General features: G+C 53.7%; 20 protein-coding genes. 9 read left to right on the forward strand and 11 right to left on the reverse strand.

Annotation, left to right across the window (positions count from 1 at the left end):
• The first annotated feature begins 134 nt into the window (after nucleotides 1-134).
• The 3 genes from JQC72_RS03815 (at nucleotide 135) to JQC72_RS03825 (ending at nucleotide 1855) form a co-directional block, all read left to right on the forward strand.
• On the forward strand, nucleotides 135-326 hold the full coding sequence (locus tag JQC72_RS03815) for a hypothetical protein (RefSeq protein ID WP_205492931.1): 192 nt from the start codon (nucleotides 135-137) through the stop codon (nucleotides 324-326).
• 304 nt (nucleotides 327-630) lie between these two features.
• Nucleotides 631-1332 (forward strand): Crp/Fnr family transcriptional regulator, encoded by a 702-nt coding sequence (locus tag JQC72_RS03820; RefSeq protein WP_205492932.1) that lies wholly within the window; start codon nucleotides 631-633, stop codon nucleotides 1330-1332.
• 163 nt (nucleotides 1333-1495) lie between these two features.
• On the forward strand, nucleotides 1496-1855 hold the full coding sequence (locus tag JQC72_RS03825; RefSeq protein ID WP_205492933.1) for a group I truncated hemoglobin: 360 nt from the start codon (nucleotides 1496-1498) through the stop codon (nucleotides 1853-1855).
• An 84-nt stretch (nucleotides 1856-1939) separates the two neighbouring features.
• Here the strand turns inward: JQC72_RS03825 and JQC72_RS03830 are convergent, their stop codons facing one another.
• A complete protein-coding gene (locus tag JQC72_RS03830; RefSeq protein WP_205492935.1) occupies nucleotides 1940-2371 on the reverse strand; it encodes an NUDIX hydrolase in 432 nt (143 codons plus the stop codon).
• Nucleotides 2372-3143: 772 nt separating this feature from the next.
• On the opposite strand from JQC72_RS03830, the gene JQC72_RS03835 reads away from it, so the two are divergent.
• The 3 genes from JQC72_RS03835 (at nucleotide 3144) to JQC72_RS03845 (ending at nucleotide 4701) form a co-directional block, all read left to right on the forward strand.
• On the forward strand, nucleotides 3144-3593 hold the full coding sequence (locus JQC72_RS03835; protein ID WP_205492937.1) for a hypothetical protein: 450 nt from the start codon (nucleotides 3144-3146) through the stop codon (nucleotides 3591-3593).
• Between the two features lie 339 nt (nucleotides 3594-3932).
• Nucleotides 3933-4364, forward strand: a complete 432-nt coding sequence (locus tag JQC72_RS03840) for an SRPBCC family protein (protein WP_205492939.1) — start codon at nucleotides 3933-3935, stop codon at nucleotides 4362-4364.
• Nucleotide 4365: 1 nt separating this feature from the next.
• Nucleotides 4366-4701 carry an ArsR/SmtB family transcription factor gene (locus JQC72_RS03845; RefSeq protein ID WP_205492941.1) on the forward strand — a complete coding sequence of 112 codons (336 nt, stop codon included), beginning with the start codon at nucleotides 4366-4368 and terminating at the stop codon, nucleotides 4699-4701.
• 260 nt (nucleotides 4702-4961) lie between these two features.
• Here the strand turns inward: JQC72_RS03845 and fabF are convergent, their stop codons facing one another.
• Nucleotides 4962-6215 carry a beta-ketoacyl-ACP synthase II gene (fabF, locus tag JQC72_RS03850; protein ID WP_205492943.1) on the reverse strand — a complete coding sequence of 418 codons (1254 nt, stop codon included), beginning with the start codon at nucleotides 6213-6215 and terminating at the stop codon, nucleotides 4962-4964.
• 109 nt (nucleotides 6216-6324) lie between these two features.
• The gene (locus JQC72_RS03855) at nucleotides 6325-6498 is read right to left on the reverse strand and encodes a hypothetical protein (protein ID WP_205492946.1); all 174 of its coding nucleotides are present in this window, start codon (nucleotides 6496-6498) and stop codon (nucleotides 6325-6327) included.
• A 439-nt stretch (nucleotides 6499-6937) separates the two neighbouring features.
• Here JQC72_RS03855 and JQC72_RS03860 point away from each other — a divergent pair, with 439 nt between their 5' ends.
• The gene (locus JQC72_RS03860; protein ID WP_205492957.1) at nucleotides 6938-7213 is read left to right on the forward strand and encodes an AbrB/MazE/SpoVT family DNA-binding domain-containing protein; all 276 of its coding nucleotides are present in this window, start codon (nucleotides 6938-6940) and stop codon (nucleotides 7211-7213) included.
• A 2-nt stretch (nucleotides 7214-7215) separates the two neighbouring features.
• On the forward strand, nucleotides 7216-7629 hold the full coding sequence (locus tag JQC72_RS03865) for a type II toxin-antitoxin system death-on-curing family toxin (protein WP_205492959.1): 414 nt from the start codon (nucleotides 7216-7218) through the stop codon (nucleotides 7627-7629).
• Nucleotides 7630-7845: 216 nt separating this feature from the next.
• On the opposite strand, the gene JQC72_RS03870 is transcribed toward JQC72_RS03865, so the two are convergent.
• On the reverse strand, nucleotides 7846-8235 hold the full coding sequence (locus JQC72_RS03870; protein WP_205492961.1) for a hypothetical protein: 390 nt from the start codon (nucleotides 8233-8235) through the stop codon (nucleotides 7846-7848).
• A gap of 165 nt (nucleotides 8236-8400) precedes the next feature.
• Entirely contained in the window at nucleotides 8401-8880 is a 480-nt protein-coding gene (gene greA, locus JQC72_RS03875; RefSeq protein ID WP_205492963.1) for a transcription elongation factor GreA, read from the reverse strand.
• A gap of 379 nt (nucleotides 8881-9259) precedes the next feature.
• On the opposite strand from greA, the gene JQC72_RS03880 reads away from it, so the two are divergent.
• Nucleotides 9260-10108: a CPBP family intramembrane glutamic endopeptidase gene (locus tag JQC72_RS03880; RefSeq protein WP_205492965.1), complete on the forward strand. Its 849-nt coding sequence runs from the start codon at nucleotides 9260-9262 to the stop codon at nucleotides 10106-10108.
• Here the strand turns inward: JQC72_RS03880 and JQC72_RS03885 are convergent.
• From JQC72_RS03885 to JQC72_RS03910, 6 genes are all read right to left on the reverse strand, one after another.
• A complete protein-coding gene (locus tag JQC72_RS03885) occupies nucleotides 10078-11052 on the reverse strand; it encodes a 2-hydroxyacid dehydrogenase (protein WP_205492967.1) in 975 nt (324 codons plus the stop codon). The genes JQC72_RS03880 and JQC72_RS03885 overlap by 31 nt on opposite strands.
• Nucleotides 11053-11139: 87 nt before the next feature.
• Nucleotides 11140-12306 carry an N-acetylglucosamine-6-phosphate deacetylase gene (locus JQC72_RS03890; protein ID WP_205492969.1) on the reverse strand — a complete coding sequence of 389 codons (1167 nt, stop codon included), beginning with the start codon at nucleotides 12304-12306 and terminating at the stop codon, nucleotides 11140-11142.
• The gene (locus JQC72_RS03895) at nucleotides 12287-13081 is read right to left on the reverse strand and encodes a glucosamine-6-phosphate deaminase (RefSeq protein WP_302104458.1); all 795 of its coding nucleotides are present in this window, start codon (nucleotides 13079-13081) and stop codon (nucleotides 12287-12289) included. Before JQC72_RS03895 ends, JQC72_RS03890 begins: the two co-directional genes overlap by 20 nt.
• A 148-nt stretch (nucleotides 13082-13229) precedes the next feature.
• The gene (locus JQC72_RS03900; RefSeq protein ID WP_205492970.1) at nucleotides 13230-14087 is read right to left on the reverse strand and encodes a sugar phosphate isomerase/epimerase family protein; all 858 of its coding nucleotides are present in this window, start codon (nucleotides 14085-14087) and stop codon (nucleotides 13230-13232) included.
• Between the two features lie 525 nt (nucleotides 14088-14612).
• A complete protein-coding gene (locus tag JQC72_RS03905) occupies nucleotides 14613-15830 on the reverse strand; it encodes a DegT/DnrJ/EryC1/StrS family aminotransferase (protein ID WP_205492971.1) in 1218 nt (405 codons plus the stop codon).
• Nucleotides 15827-17107, reverse strand: coding sequence for a DegT/DnrJ/EryC1/StrS family aminotransferase (locus tag JQC72_RS03910; RefSeq protein WP_205492973.1), 1281 nt, complete (start codon nucleotides 17105-17107; stop codon nucleotides 15827-15829). Before JQC72_RS03910 ends, JQC72_RS03905 begins: the two co-directional genes overlap by 4 nt.
• Nucleotides 17108-17322: the final 215 nt, after the last annotated feature.

The raw sequence follows: 17322 nt of genomic DNA on the forward strand, positions 1-17322 counted from the left end.
TCCCTCTTCCGTTTTCGATGGTGAAAATTTTCTACATAACGCAGGTTCAACGGTGACACGATGAAAAAAGCAGATTCTTTTCTGCATTATACCAATCCGCTAACGGAAAACCCACCGCTGAAGGAGGCATGTTCGTGAAACAGCCGAAAAAAACGAGTCCGACTGAATGGCAGGATGGTCAAATGGCGGCATATCCGGCAGAAAATGACCCTCACACTCACGTCACCGCCGCGATCCAGGAGATGTGGGGACTGAATCCGCATTTGTCCGAAGCAACACAGTGGGGGGCGGAGCCGGAAGAACCGGAAACATCCCCGGAAAAATAACCGCCTCATGACAGATGAAGCCGCCTGAAACCCACGGCAACCCAAAGGAGTGCCTCTGGTGCTTCAGACTGTGTGAAATGGTAAAGTGTCCCCGGTCGGGTATGGTTCCGAGCCGGGGACACTTATGTTAGGATTTTTTAACACAATTGAAACATTATCTATTTGTTGGAACGTTATTTCCTCCCGTCCCTTCCGCACCGCTTCACGACAAGACAGCCGATTTGCTATGTACCTGAAAATCACTTACACTCTAGATGAGAGCTGGTGTTGAACGCGGTTGCCGGACACCCCGGAGGTGATCCAGTTGAACCACATCGTGCATTTTTTACAAACGTTGCCCCTATTCCACGGCATCAATACGGATGCGTTGGAAGCGGTGAGTCACACGCTGATCGAGCGAAAGTTCAAACGGGGGACAGTTGTGTGTTTGCGGGGGGAAAGAATCGACAAGGTCTTTATCGTCTATCGGGGGAAAATCAAAATATACCGAACGGACCCGGAAGGGAGCAAGATGTTCATCTCCTATTGTCACAGCGGGGACATATTCCCGCATTTCGGTTTTTTTCGGGAGGCCTGTTTCCAGGCAGACGCCCAAGCGGTCGAGGATTCTCAACTCTTGGTCATACCCAAGGAAGACATGGAACAATTGCTCCGGTCTCATCCCGAACTCACCATCCGGTTGATTCAAACCATGGGGCAGCAAATCAGCGATCTGGAACAGCAACTGAACGAGTCCATCGTTCACGACGCATACGAGCGTGTGATCTTTTTGCTCCTCCGCCTGGCCCGTACCGTTGGCGAGCCTCATCAACAGGGCATTTGCCTGAAGGAACGGTACACCAACCGGGAGCTTGCACAGATGATCGGAGCCACGCGTGAAACGGTCAGCCGTGTGATGAACCGACTGAAACGAGAGGGACACGTTCATCTGCAACAGGGACATCTCGTGGTTCACGTTCACCGTTTGAAGGAGCTGGTCGATTACCCGCACATGCAAATTGGTTAAACAGAAAAAATCATGGGGATGTGATTTATTTCACATCTATAAAATCACCTATTTGTTACAGTTAAGACATCCTATGTGTCATATTCGACTTTTTCCCGCCTCCGTTCCATGATTGGACTCATAGATTGATTTGTCTTCGTTTTTGAAATGGAGGGAAACAGAATTGGCAACCCTGTATGAGAAGCTGGGTGGAGAAAAAGCCATTGCAGCCGTGGTGAACGAGTTCTACGATCGGATGATCAACGATGAAAACGTCAGCCATTATTTTCGATACACGGACATGGATAAACTCCGTAAGCACCAGATCAGTTACTTTATGAGCTACGCGCTGGGCGGTCCGAACAAATACGAAGGTGCCACTCTGCGCGAATCCCACAAGGGCTTGAACATTTCGCACGAGCACTATGAAATCGCGATCAAACATCTGAACGGTGCGCTGCGCAAATACAACGTACCGTTGGAAGACCGCGTCAAAATAGAAGCATTTCTTCGCAGCGTCAAACCGCACATCATTCATAAATAACCGATACAGCACTCATTTTTTCATCCGGTAAACCTCGTTCCCAAATCAACAGCCGACAAACGGACTCCATCCGTTTGCCGGCTGTTACTTTTCAGGGTGAAGGTAGGATCGAACCGGCACATCCTCCCATTGATGGATCGCATCTTCCATCCGGATGCGGATCCATTTGCGTTTGACCATGTTCATCGCCATCTCAATCGGGAAAAAACCGACATTGACCGTTTCTGGACTCAATTGCAGTGTGCCGCCGACCGGCTTGCACAAAAAAACGAGACTGACCACACAGGTTCCGTTTCGACCAACGGTTTTGTACACCCCGATCAAGCGTATCACTTTGACCTCGATCCCGGTTTCTTCCCGGATCTCTCTAATGACTGCCTCATCCAGCGCTTCATCCAACTCCACCACGCCGCCCGGCGGCTCCCAGTGAAGGTTGTCGGAACGTTGAATGAGCAGTACTCCTTTTTCATCGTCCCACACGATTCCGGCCGCTGCGACATGATGTTTGGGTAACATCCGTGGCGCCTCCTTTTGCTTTTTCCATCACAAGACCACGGGGCGATCGAGATGCTTGTTCAACATTGACCGATTGTCACATTCCCAAAATAAAGGAGTCTATGGGAAAACCTCTTGACTCATGTATCAGGAACACAAATCCGCTCATATCGTCAGAATGGTGGAAATGGCTGCTTGGATGGGTGGAATCATGGCGGAAACGGGGAAACAGGGCATATTCCAACCCTTCGTGCAGTCCCAACAATCCCCGTGAAGGGGATAACAGGACATCCACGATTCAAATACCCCAAGGGTATTTCCTGTGGTCGCCATGGGCTTTCAGACGACCATTTCGACAAACCAAAATCCAAGGAGAATTGGTGCAGCATCCATTTGCATATGACGTCAGGGATCATTTTGACTCCCTGCCATATCAATATGATTGATTTCATGGCATCGTATGTGCACGAGTACGGTTTCAACGCGATCCCGCTTTTGTCCATCCTCCCTGTCACCGCGTCCGCTCTCCCCCATTCCCTCTGTCGCTTCCGGTAAACCAGAGGAACGCACTACCGTCTCCTCCCTTCCCGTCGCTGCACCGGTGATGGATTCCTTTCCAATACCACACTCTCCCTTGGTTCCTCTTCAGTCCTGTACCGACATATCCAATGGGGTTTGCTGTGTATCAAGCCTCCTGTTTCTTCTCTCTCATCCTTTCAGCGGATGTAGGTATGAAATCATTTTTCTTTTTCCAAACTAAGGGCGAATCCATCTTTGGAAGGAGGCGCTTGGGATGAAGGTTACCCGCCTTGCGGGTTGGGGTTTGTTGGCAGTGATTCTTTTGTGGTTACCTTCTGCTCCGCATGCGTGGATGTCGCCGAAGGCACCCAAAGTGGCTTATGTCAAAGCCTATCGTGTCCACAACCAACAACTTGTTCCGATTCCGGTCACCCGAATCACCCATCATGAACTGGAACGCGTGTTGAACGGCATTGAACAAATGGCCGGACTCAGTTCCTACCAACTTCCGTCGCGTTATCTGCTGTTCCGATTCCCTTCACCGGTCGTATTGCCGCGTTCTCCCATCGGCTACCCCATCAAAGAGGTGATCGTCACACAACCTTCTTCGACATGGGATGCCCCGAGATTGCTGGTACGCAATACACAACGCCAATGGGTGGAATACCGCACTTCCCGCCCGCTTACCCATTTGATTCACCAGTTGCAGAGGCCGGACAGCTAGGGAATTGCCAAAAGTTGTCTCCCTTCATGGGTACCGGGTGAGCCTTCTCTTCCTCGCTCCTCAAAGGCTGACGCTTCAATGTCGTTCGGCGGAATCAGATCACCCCCTATACTTCCCGCCGAGAAAGGAGCTTCAAACGAAAATCGGAAACCGCGGATGTTCACCTCAATCCTGTCTCTGATGGAGGCGGGATTCTGTTTGTGCAAAGGTACCGGACGCCAATCATATGCCGCTCGCCTTGATTTCCCGCTTCCGATCACTTGACATGAAACCAATTGGTTTCATATAATCAATGCGAAACCTTATGGTTTCGTATCAAGCGGATTGGAGGTTCTCCACATGCAGGGAAATAACAGAGATACACTTCCGGAAATCCGTCACACAGCCATTTTTCACGCATCCATTCAAAAAGTATGGGAAGCGATCTCCACATCAGAAGGAATCGCCGCATGGTTCATGCCCAACGATTTCCAACCGAAAACAGGACATGAGTTCACGTTGCAAACCCCTTTTGGACCCACGCCCTGCAAAGTACTGGAACTCAACCCTCCCTACCGACTTTCCTTCTCTTGGGGGAACGATTGGCGTGTCTCCTTTGAATTGAAGGATCTGGAAGGAAAAACGCAGTTTACACTCATCCATTCCGGTTGGGGAGAACCTGATCAGATCGTTCCGGAATCGGGACTAAAACAATCGGAAGTACGCAACAGAATGGATCATGGTTGGAAATCGATTGTGACCGAAAGACTCCGCGAGGTGGTAGAGAAATAAGATGGGTGCTGCCTTACCGAAGCACGACGTATTTCAGGCGATTGCTGATCCTACCCGTCGTCAGCTTTTACGATTGCTTGCTGATCGGGAGATGCACGTTACCGGGATCAGCGAGCACTTCCCGATGAGCCGAACGGCTGTTTCCAAGCACCTGCGCATTTTATCGGATGCAGGACTTGTGAAACAGCGAAAAGTCGGACGGGAGACACGATACAGTCTCCAACCGGAGCCGCTCATCGAATTAAAGCATTGGCTTTCCTATTTTGAGCGGTTTTGGGAAAACAAGATGGCTGCACTGAAACACTATGTGGAATCCGAGGAAACGGACGGCGAATAGTCACAAAAAAAGATGATGATGTGTCCCGACTGCCGGCAAAGTGGCCACCCCATTCGCGATTTTGGGTGTGCCATTTTCCCCTCACTCCTGTTCCGCAAAACGCGCAACGGTCGCGCGCGGGAGAACCGCCACCCTCTTTTTGGGGAAGCATGCCAAACTTCCCGTTGAGTGTGGCGCGATTGGAGATCGGAGTCCGCAGGCTTTTTCAACAACCGGGAGGTGACGATGGTCGCCTCTCTTTTTCTTATATCAGCAGGTCATCAGGGGTTTATGCTTGGGTCCCATCGCCGGACGATCAAGCTGACATTATGTCCCCCGAAACCGAAGGAATTGCTCATCACCACCTGCACATCCCGTTTTCGAGCCCTATGCGGGACGTAATCCAAATCCAACCCCTTCTCCTGCCCTTCACAATTGATCGTGGGTGGAATCACGCCATGTTGAATGGTTTGTATCGACGAAATCAGTTCCACCGCCCCCGCAGCACCCAACAGGTGTCCGATCATCGATTTGATCGAACTGATCGGAATTCGGTACGCCGCCTCCCCAAACACCCGCTTGACGGCCATCGTTTCCACCGCATCGTTGACACGGGTGCCCGTTCCGTGCGCATTGATATAATCCACTTGTTCAGAGGACAAACCCGCATCGCGCAACGCCCGAACCATCGCTTCGGCCGCAACGGCGCCATCGGGGGAAGGAGCCGTGATGTGATGGGCATCCGTCGTCGCTCCGTATCCGATCAATTCGGCAAGAATCGGAACACCCCTTTTCACAGCGTGCTCCAGCGATTCCAACACCACCACACCGGCTCCCTCTCCGGCTACAAATCCGTCCCGGTCCCGGTCAAACGGTCGACACGCCTTTTGCGGTTCTTCGTTTCGCCTGGACAATGCACGAATCCGGGAAAAGGCGGCCAACCCAAGCGGCGTGATCGGTGCCTCCGCACCGCCGGCAATCATCACGTCCGCTTCACCATATTGGATGATCCGCATCGCTTCACCGATGCAACTGCTTCCCGTCGCGCACGCCGTCACCACCGCCGCAGACGGCCCTTTGGCTCCCAGTGCGATGGCAATTTCACCCGACGCCATGTTGGCCAGCATGGCGGGTGCCAAATACGGGGACAACTTTTGGGAGCCGTTTTGCAGTACCTTTTGGTACTCCTCCTGAATGCGGTCCAGCCCGCCGCTCCCGGTTCCCACCATCACCCCCACGCGCACCGGATCGACCCGATCCATCTCCAGTTGTGCATGTCGAACCGCTTCACGCGCCGCCACCATCCCGTACTGGGCAAAGCGGCTCATCCGGCGCGCCACCTTAGCCTCAAAATGATCGAGCGGATCGTAATCCGGGATCTCCGCAGCGATGGTTGTCGGAAATCCGGTCGGATCGAAACGAGAAATGGACCGCACACCGCTGCGCCCTTCCTGCAATCCCTCCCAAAATCCGGGTACGTTATGGCCGATCGGGGTCAATGCTCCCATCCCGGTGATGACGACGCGCTTTTTCATGCCGCTCCCCCCCTGAACCGATGATATTTCAATGTTATTATGATTGGGAAATGATGGTTTTATACCGAGGAGAGCAACGGTCAACATCTGATGCTCGAAAAAGGAAGGTTTAGCGGTTCAGGGATTGCAGATGATATTGCCAATACTCATCTGCCACTTCCTCATCCATCTTCTCCACGACGAAAGGGTACTTCTCATCCGTTATGGCCAATTCCAGTTGTTCGACGTTCTGCTCCAACCAATGGCCTTGATAACCCCGAATCCTTTTCCATTTCTCCAACATGTGAAAGATCTCTTTTTCGTATTTTTGATGAAACCGAACATTAACCTCTGCATCACACGTTTCCCGGGGGCACTGGACCATTTCGGGTAAGGACACAAAATAACCGGTTCCCTGTACGTTAGGGGGTAACACACATCACGAAGCAAGGAGCGCCAGCCATTCAGACGACCGCCCGCTATACCCGGAGCAAATCAAAGAGAAACTAAAACTTCTCGCCAAGTAAATCCTCCCATCTGTACAAACTGAAGTCTCCTGTCCGCTTGGCTGATCAGCAGGTAAACCAAAGACATAGTGACAGACACCACTGAGCATACCTGTGAAGGACCGGCTCCTGATCTATGGGTCGGGTAATAGGAATTGTTGATATACATATTTTAATTATCATAATTACAGTGTATAATCTAATTAAACTTTGCACAGAATAGGAGGTAAAACAGAAGTGGGTGTACCGCGAATGCAAGTCAAGGGTTACAGAAAGGCAGGGAAGATGGGCAACAGCCTGGGAATCGGCATCCCCAAGGAGATTGTGGAAAAGCTCAATATCCAACCGGGTGATGAATTCGAGGTTTCCGCTGATCCCTCGACTGGAGTAATCACCATAAGACCTGTTAAAAAAATTACTCTTGGCGAGGGTTTAACTCCTGAGATGAGGGAAGAACTCAAGGACATCCTCAAACGATACGAAAACACTTTCCGGAATCTGAAGGATAGATGATGATGGAAATCAGGTACCTAACACCAACACAAATTATCGAAATACATTACACTGTTATGGTTGAATTTGACGATCTAGATCAAGCTGGGGTTAAGTTTGAAGATGGATTCATTTCAGCAGCACTTAGACCTCAATCATTGTATTTTGGGAAAGAGTTGTTCCCTACCCTTTGGGACAAGGTGGGGGCGCTGATTCAATCAATTGCACAAGGTCACGTTTTCCATAATGGTAACAAAAGAACCGCTTTCGCCGCGGCTCAACTATTTCTTTTTATCAATGGTTATAGATTATATATGGATGAAAAAGAAGCCGAAGAAATGATGGTGTCTTTTGTGACCGACCCCAGATTCAAGGGGGAAGAAGGTGCGCGGGAGATCGGCCGCGTCATTGAGGAAAATGTAAAGAAAAACTGTTAGCCATGAAAGACCATATAGTGATAGCACACGCAAAAGGGAGCGACCGTCGGAAACCTTCTCGATTGTTGACAATGTCTGCGAATTCCGATTGCCCGTCTCGCTCCGCAGGATACCCAGGAGGTCGCGAACGGATCAACCGCTTTGTCAGCAGTGTCAAGGAGTTGCCTTTCTTTTTCACTGCTTTTCAAATCATCATCTATTCTATACATATAGAAATCATCCTTCCACCCGGACTTGTTTTTTGTCCAGACGAATCGACCAATCCGGACGCACTTCCCCCTCCACCGCCACCATCATGAGTACGCTGGTGGATTGATGGTAGTATGACAGGAAAAAGTGCCAAGTCTCATCTTTCCAAATTTCCTCCGCATGCAGCGGTGACCCTCCCGCCTGCTCCAACACCACGCGCACGTTCTTCCCGGACGGCTCGATGTGAATCCGCCAATCTTTTTCTCCCTCTTTCAGTCGGTCATATGCCACCTTCGCACTTGCCTCATCCGCAAATGAAAAGGCCACAAACGGATCGAGCTGCCTCTCCTCCTCACTGTATCCGCCGATGAACACCTTTTCGAGTTGCAACCCCCCAAGCTCCGGTTGTTGATTCATTCGATTCTCTCCTTGTTATTCGCAGTATAAAGGCTGAAGAGGTATTATTTTCTGAATAAAACAATGAAACAAACACCTCCATCCAACGATGGAGGCAAAAGTGAGAACCGTTTTCCGTGCAGGATGAGGCGGGAAAACGGTTCTCCATGTTCCGTTTATGACAGCTTAGTTGATCTCCAGGATTTTGAACTGGATCGTACCCGACGGAACCGGGACATTGATAATTTCACCTTCCCGTTTCCCGATCAGTTCGGCACCGATCGGCGACTCGTTGGAAATTTTGCCTGCCGTCGGGTCAGATTCCGCACTGCCGACGATGACGTATGTTTCCTTTTCCCCGTCGGGCAATTCCTGAATCGTCACTTTGGCTCCAATGCTGACGTAGTTTTTGTTTTGCGCATCCTGATTGATGATTTTGGCGTTGCGAATCATGTTCTCCAACTGTACGATCCGGGATTCCACAAAAGCTTGTTCTTCTTTGGCGGAATCGTATTCGGAGTTTTCGCTGAGGTCTCCTTGCGCGATGGCTTCTTTCAAACGTTGCGCGACTTCATGCCGCTTTTTCGTTTTCAAGTACTCCAACTCTTCCTTGACTTTGGCCAGACCTTCTTCAGTCAACAGTACTTCTTTTTTCTGTTGAGACATACCGATTCCTCCCTTATCAACAAAACCGTCCTTTTTGTCGCGGCCGGAATCCCACCCAATGTCGTGTTCCATTCATATGCAACCAGTCGTTTTGTCATCACGTACTCCTGCAACCGCGCCAAGAAAATGTTGAATCGCTCACCCCGATGACATGACCGATGATGTTGATGCCGCTCTTCGGGAAGTAAGCGATTTCACGACTTTTTTGAGCAGGATTTTTTTCGTCAATCGAAAGTTGATTGCAACTGAAAAATATCTTAGCACATTTGGTGCAGTCATCCAAGAGAACAAGACCTTTTTTTGCAAAGGCGACTTGAACGTCTTACAATGTCCACAGGGGGACCATGATTGATCACGAGACGAAAAAGGAGAAGATGTGATGAACGTGCTAAAATTGATCGGAAAGTTGTTGTTCTTGTTCCTGTTGTCGGTACTGGGTATCGTATGTTTCGTTTCATTGCTCTTCCCCCTCTATCCTGTGAATCGTTCCCTGATGCCCGTGATCGTTGGACAGAACGCCGCTTTTGTGCTGGCCGCCTTTCTGACATGGACATGGTTGGAAAAAAAGCCGCTTCATGAGTTGGGGTTTGCGGAACCGTCCCCGTTTCGCTCATTCCTTCGCGGAGCCGGTTGGGGAACATTCGGAATCGTTGTTCCGTTTGTGCTCCTGTTGACAACCGGCTGGCTGAGGGTGGACGGATTCTCCGTCTCCTCATCGACGGCGACGGATTTCACATCCGCCTTGTCCGGCTTTTTGATCGTCGCCTTGGGTGAAGAAATCCTGGTACGAGGCTACATACAAACCCTCCTGGTACGTCAATGGGGACGGATCATCGGGGTCTTCAGCGCGTCCCTACTATTTTGTGCCCTCCATTTGGGCAATCCAAACCTCTCTTGGCTTGCTTTGTTCAATCTCTTTTTGGCGGGCGTCATGCTGGGGACGATCAAAGAGACTTTTGGCGGATTGTGGGCACCGATTGGGTTTCATTTTACTTGGAACCTGTGTCAGGAAATGTTGTCGATTCCCGTTTCCGGGCTGCATTTGATCGAACATCCCGTTTTGTATACAAGAGAAACAGGACCCGATTGGGTGACCGGCGGCGGGTTCGGACTGGAAGGCGGGGCCGCGGTCACGGTGTTGCTGATTGCATTAACGGCGGCTTTTTGGCTCCAATCCCGCAAACAGACGGCATCCGATCATTCCCACACTTCCGGATTGACCAAATGAGGAGGCTTCTCACCGCGGAGAGCGGACAACAGATTCTCCGCGGCCAACTTCGCCATTTTCAACCGCGTTTCCAACGTGGCACTGCCCAGATGAGGGGCTAACACCACTTGCTCCAGCTCGGCCAATCCCTCCGTCAAACGTGGCTCGTCTTCGTACACATCCAATCCGGCCCCGGCAATTTCCCCTTCCTGCAGCGCCCGCACCAGCGCCCGTTCGTCCACCAACGGGCCACGGGCGGTATTGATGAGATAGGCAGTCCGCTTCATCCGACGCAATTCCGCTTCCCCAATCAGGTGATGGGTCTCCGGCGTATACGGCGCATGAAGCGTCACGAAATCTGCTTCCGCCAACAGTTCGTCCAACGGTCGGTAGACGACGCCCAGTTTCTTTTCCTCCTGCGGGGTGAGTCGTGTGCGGGAATGGTAAAGCACGCGCATGTCAAAGCCACGGGCGCGGCGGGCAACCGCCCGACCGATACGCCCGAAGCCGACGATGCCCAATGTGGAACCATACACGTCTTTCCCCAGCATGAAACGGGGTCCCCAACCCTGCCAGCGGCCGGAACGGGTCAAGCGGTCCCCCTCCGATACCCGGCGGGCCACATCCAACAACAATGCCCAGGTCAGGTCCGCCGTGGCTTCCGTCAACACATCAGGGGTGTTGGTCACGGGGATCCCCCGCTTGGTGGCTTCGACGACGTCAATATTGTTGTATCCGACGGCATAATTGCTGATTACGCGCAAACCGGGACAGGCGTCCATCACTTCCGCGTCGATCCGATCAGTCAACATGCACAGGATCGCATCCTTGCCCCGAATCCCCTCCAACAGCTCCTCCCGCGACAAATCCCGGTCCCGGGCACCGATCGTCACTTGTCCGTATTGTTTCAATCGCTCCGTCACTTCCGGAAACAACTCGCGCGTCACGAAAATATGTACCGACATGGAGTCCACTCCCAGTTGTTCGAGTTCAGTGGCATTGTCAGCTACGATGATACACGAAACCACCATCATGATCCAGTTGGACGAACCTTATGGGACGCATCGGTACACGAGTTGCCCTCCCTTGTAAGTCGAGTCAACAGTCAGCCGCTTCCCCTCGTCCGTCCGTGTTACCAGGACAATGTCGGGGGAATCGCCGACACGCCATTTTCCGTCAACCGCCCACCCCATGTATCGTGCAGGAAAAACGGACGCCATCGACCAAGCCGTTTCAAGCGGGGCCAATCCCCTGACCACCAAGCGCGAAACAGCCTCGATCAACGGGCAGGCCGATCCGGCAAGCAACCGCTCGTCATGGGCCAGATGCAAGCGGTTATCCGGCGTCAACACCACTTCTCCCCCGACGGGGGTTCGGTATTGGCCGGTCGGCAAGCCGCCCAGCGCAACCACATCACTGACCAGTACCGCTTTTTCTCCCTTCACCCGCAGGATGACGCGGATGACGGCATCAGGAAGATGATGTCCGTCGGCGATGAAACTGGTCCAAAGCTCATCCGCAGCCAGTTGTTCCCACAAATAGTTGGGATGGCGCGGCAACATCACATGAGTGCCGTTGCCCCAATGGGTACTCAAAGTCGCTCCCGCCGACACCGCCTCCCTGATCTGTTCGGGAGTCGCTGCCGTATGACCGATCGCCACTTTGACGCCGCTCGCCACGCACCGTTCGATGAAGCGCACACTGTCCGGCCATTCGGGAGAAAGCGTGATCAGGCGGATTCGCCCTTCCGCTGCTTCCTGCCACCGACAAAATGCCTCCCAATCCGGGGGACGCACCCACTTGCGGTCGTGGGCTCCCCTCGGACCGTCTTCCGGCGAGACAAACGGCCCTTCCAAATGAATCCCGCCGACGGAGGCATCCACCATCGCCTCTTCCCGACAGGCACGCGCCAAGGAGCGGACGGAGCGTGCAATCGCTTCTTCGCTGTTGGTAATCACCGTCGGAAAAAAGGTGGTGACGCCCGTCTCCCACAACGATGCGGTTAATCGCCGGATGTCATCCGTATCGAACAGAGGGGCGTTTACATCCATCCCTTTGTAACCGTTCACCTGCAAATCGATCAACCCGGGAGCCACCAGAGGTGCGTCATCCGACACCTTCTCCGGCTCCGTCACCTCGGAGATGCGGCCTTCCCGGATTGTCAAACGGAGGGGCTTTCCCGTATGCCAATCTTTCCCCTCAATGACGTGACAGATCATGGGTAACACCACTCGATTCCAAATCCAGATACAACGTGCAATCCGGATGATACCGGAGAATGGAGGCCGGACAGGAAGTGCTGACCGGTTCGTTCAACGTTTTCGCGACCGCTGTTCGCTTGTTTTGTCCGGGTACAACACAAACCAGATACCGCCCCGACATGAGCGTCGGAATGGTCAGGGTCAACGCATGAGTGGGAACGGATTCCAGATCGTCAAAGCAACCGTCGTTCACCTGTTGTCTGCGGCAGATGGGGTCCAGTGCCACGCGTTTGATCACCTCCGGATCTTCGAAGTCAGCCACCGGCGGATCGTTGAAGGCCAAATGACCGTTTTCGCCGATGCCCAAACAGACGATATCCAGCGGTTTTTCCCTGATCAATCGGGCATATCGCTCGCATTCGGCATCCGGATCGCGGTTTCCTTCTATCACATGCACCGTTCCCGGATTGACGCGATCAAACAGATGGCGGTGCAAAAAATGGGCGAATCGTTGGGGTGACGCTTCCTGCAATCCGATATACTCATCCATGTGAAACGCGGTGACACGCGACCAATCGATCCCTTCGGCCTGACACAAGGTATCCAGCATCTCCAGTTGGGAAGGGGCTGCGGCGAACACGATGCGCACCTCGGATTGCGCCTTCAACAGCAGACGAAGGCGTTCCGCCACCGCTTCCCCCGCCGCCCGTCCCATTTCCCGACGGTCAGCATACACCCGTACGTTGAGCCGATCCACCTGTTTGGTGAACAAGGGCTTGACGGACGAAACCAATTCGTTCCCCCCTTATGAAGTCGATTACCGGGACGTCCTTGCAAACTTATCCTCGTTTCCCGGCTTACTCCTCATCTGCACACTGTAAAAGTGACCAAGTTTGCCCGCCCGGGAAACGTCACGCCTGCCCGGACACGTCCTCAACCCATCAGGCATGCTCCCAGATTCGGCGTAATCCGGAAAATGATCGGCGTGTACCGTCCGCCGGCGTACCGCCATCGGGGACAAAATGGGTTTCCACCGTGTACAACCCGGTATACCCATCCCGTTCCAAGGCATCCAATTGTTTTTCCAAGCAGGCCTCCCCTTCGCCGATCGGGACGCATTTCCCACCGTGTTCCGATGTGTAGACGGCGTCTTTCAAATGGACGTGTCCGATCCAAGAACGTACCTGCTCATACCCGTCGGGAAACGGGATCTTCCCCCCGTATCGCTCGTTTCCGGGGTCCCACAACACACGCAAAAACGGAGAATTCACCTTGGCTGCCAACAGTGCCACCTCGTCGGCATAACCGCCGTTGGTGGAAGGTTCGTTTTCCAACCAAAGCATCACGCCCGCTTGCTCAGCCAACCGGGCTGCCTGATGAAGATGCTCCGCAACCTCATCCATGTACAATTCCGGATTGCGTTCCCGCCAGAATGAAAAGATACGAACACCGGGCGCCTCGAAAAAACCGGCCACTTCCAGTGCCTGTTTCAACATGTCCATATGGTCGTTCACCGTGCCTTCGGATGCGAAAAAGGTGTCGCCGCGCTCCACCGGTCGGTTCGGGTCCAATGCGCATTTGAACACGGGGGAAGCCAGACCGGACACCTTTACCCCCCGCTCGGCCAATGTGGAACGAAGTTGACGCAACCGTTCCCGCTCCATGTCCATCACATTGGCCCGCCACACGGACCGAAGTTCCACATAAGGAAGTTCATGCTCTTCGACAAAAGCGAGTACTTCGTCCCAATTCTGGGACACTTCATCCGTCAACACACTGAGACGCGAAAGGAACGTCATCATACCCACCTTTCCAATCTTCCGGATCATCGGCTAACATGTATTTCAACAGGTGAACCCTGTTCCCTCCTCCTCCTGCAACGCATGCGCTGCAAGCTCACTTGCTGAAATGGGTGCAACAAATGGCCCGTCTCCACCGGGACGATGCCGATCAAGTACGCTTCACCCAGAGGAAATTGGCCACCGATGAGGTCGCTGTGCTTTCAGGATCCATGCTCGGTTGGTCTTGGAGAGTGTCTGATAAACACTGTCTTGCTTTCCCGGCTCGTTCCACCTGCGCCTTACCGGGAAGCAGAGAATGACTGCTCTGACCCGGAGCGCGGGACGCGGGCAAAGTGCGCTTCGCCAAAAGGGAGTGGCTCTCGGTTTCATTTCTGCGCTTTCCGGGTCTTCGCTCAGGCAGAGGTCTTCGCTCACCTGGGCAAGCATGGTTCCCTCATGAATGACAAAACATCCCCCTGTTCGGTCGTTCACCGCGGAAAACATCGCCCTTTCACAGGAATTCCCGGCACACCCGGGCGACCGTTACTTCGCCTGCTGTCTTTGGCCGGCGACCGCCTGAATCTTTTCGATCGCCTGTGCGATCGAAGCCAAATCTTGAGATGTCCCCATCAACACCGACTGGGGCAACCAAACCACTGTCTCGTCACAAGCACGTTCTGCCGACGGACATGAGGGGATATCCTCCCCTTTCACACCGAATTGTTCCCAAAGCGCCTGGCGCATCGCCCGGTTCCGGTGAAGGGGGATATACCCCGGTGCCGCCGGGATTCCTTCCGCCTGCATACATCGGATGAACATACTCTTGTCCATTCCCCCGAACGCCGCGGAGTCATAACGAAAGAGGTACAAGTGCCATGCATGGGACGTGACGCGTGAGTCGACAGCTAGCGGCTCCACCCCGTCAATATGCACCAACAAACCGGACAGTGCCGCCGCGTTCACCTGACGGCGGTACAACTGCTCCTCCGCCCGATCCAATTGACAAAGCAAAACGGCGGCCTGAAACTCGGTCATCCGTAAGTTCCAGCCGATGCTTTCATGTTGGTACCACAAACCGCCCGGCACGCGGCCGACATTGTGGATCGACCAGACGCGGACGGCGAGAGCGTCGTCGTTGGTCACCACGATTCCGCCTTCTCCAGCCGTCATGTTTTTGCTCGATTGAAAGCTGAACGTACCGAGGTGACCGATTGCACCGACCCTGCGGCCTTTCCACGCCGCCCCGTGTGCCTGAGCCGCGTCTTCGATCACGGTGAGGCCGTACCGCCCGGCAATCGCCATGATGGCATCCAAATCAGCCGGATGACCCGCCAAGTGTACCGGGATGACCGCCCGCGTCCGACTGTTCACCCGTTCTTCCACCGATGCCGGGTCGATCTGCATCGTTTGCGGATCGACATCGGCGAAGACCGGACGGGCCCCAACCGCCAAAACCGATGTGGCCGTTGCGATAAACGTGTACGACGGCACGATCACTTCGTCTCCCGGACCGATGCCCGCCGCGCGCAACGCCACCTCCAACGCCAATGTACCATTGACGACGCAAATGCCGTGTTTCGCATCCTGAAAAGCGGCGAACCGTTCCTGAAACCGTTTCACTTTGGAACCGTCCAGTGCTCCCCATTTTCCTGACCGCAACACTTCGATCAGGCTCCGCTCCTCTTCCGCCCCGAACACCGGCCACGCAGGAAACGGTTCCGTCCGTACCGGATCGCCTCCGTCAATCGCCAATCGGCTCATCCGGCGGCACCTCCCTGATGCCTTTGCTGCCGATAATGAGTGACGACTTTTTTCAATCCGCCGGCGATCGCATGCACATGCTCCTCCGTATATCCTTCGTTCCATGCCAACAGGATCATCCGCTCCGCCATCGCTTCGGCATGCGGACACAAACCGTCGGGGTAGACCACTCCCTCTTCCCGCGCTCCGACGAACGGATAACCGGACCTCCCGTACGTCCGGCGTTCCCGAATTGCCGGAACCTTGTACATCGGTTCCACATATCCGGCACGTGCCGGCAACCCTTCCTGCTGAAGGGCATAGGCCAGCTCCTTCGTGCTCACGCCGAGCGATTCGGTATCGACATGCATCGGATACAGCCAATAGCTCGCACGGTCACCCGGTCCGAGCCGGATCGGGCGCAATTCCGGTACATCCGACAATGCCAGCGTCAACTGACGGGCGCGCTCTTCCCGCCGACGTACCACATCGTCCAATTTTTTCAGTTGCGCCAGTCCAACAGCTCCCTGCAACTCCGTCATCCGGTAATTCGGTGACAAAAAGAGATGGGTGCGCAAATTTCCTTCCCTCGGCCACCCCTTATCTTGAAACAATCGAATCCGCCAAGCAAGCTCCTCATCCTTGGTGATGGTCATGCCGCCGTCACCGCAACTCATGTGTTTGGACTGTTGAAAACTGAAACAGCCAATATCCCCGATCGTGCCGACCAACCGTCCTTTGGATTCCGTCAAAAACGCTTGCGAACAGTCTTCGATCACCCGTAATCCGTAACGGCGGGCGATGTCCAGGATCGGGTCCGGATCGGCCGGTCGTCCGAACAGATGCACGAGAATGATCGCGCGAGTGCGCTCGGTGATGCACCGCTCCACAGAGACGGGATCAAGACACCAGGTCTCCGGGTCGATGTCGGCGAAGACGGGAATCGCATTTTGCATCAGGATCGGGATGATGGTGCCGAAATCGGTGATGGGAGTGGTGATGATTTCATCGCCGGGATCAGGGTTGATCGCACCGATGGCCAAATGGAGAGCCGCTGTCCCCGACGTGGATGCAGTCGCATGCGGCACCCCCCACCGCCGTGAAAACGCCTGCTCAAACGCTTTGACTTTGGTTCCTTCGTTCCTGCCCAGACGCCCCGAGCGGATCACCTCAGTCAACTCCGCCAGTTCTTCCTCACCAAACGTCCTGCCGCTCGCATCCGAAACCGTCGGCAGACTCCCCGGCTCGATCACCGGCGTGCCGCCGTCCTTCGCCAAACGCCCCTCCCAAGCTTCCACCATATCCCTCCTCAACCAAGTTGTATCTTACCTGTCTACAAATTTATCCAAACGCTCCCCGAGTGTCAATTGAATGTTCTGAAGTTTTCTGTGATTGACGAAGTAGGAATGTTATGATAATTTTCCCATAGATGGCCATATACATGCAGGAGACAAGTGAAGGGAGAGGATGGACCAAAAGGGGGTCAATATGGTTTCATCGTCCACCAGCCTCA

It is taken from the genome of Polycladomyces zharkentensis, assembly GCF_016938855.1.
Classification (GTDB): Bacteria; Bacillota; Bacilli; order Thermoactinomycetales; family JIR-001; genus Polycladomyces; species Polycladomyces zharkentensis.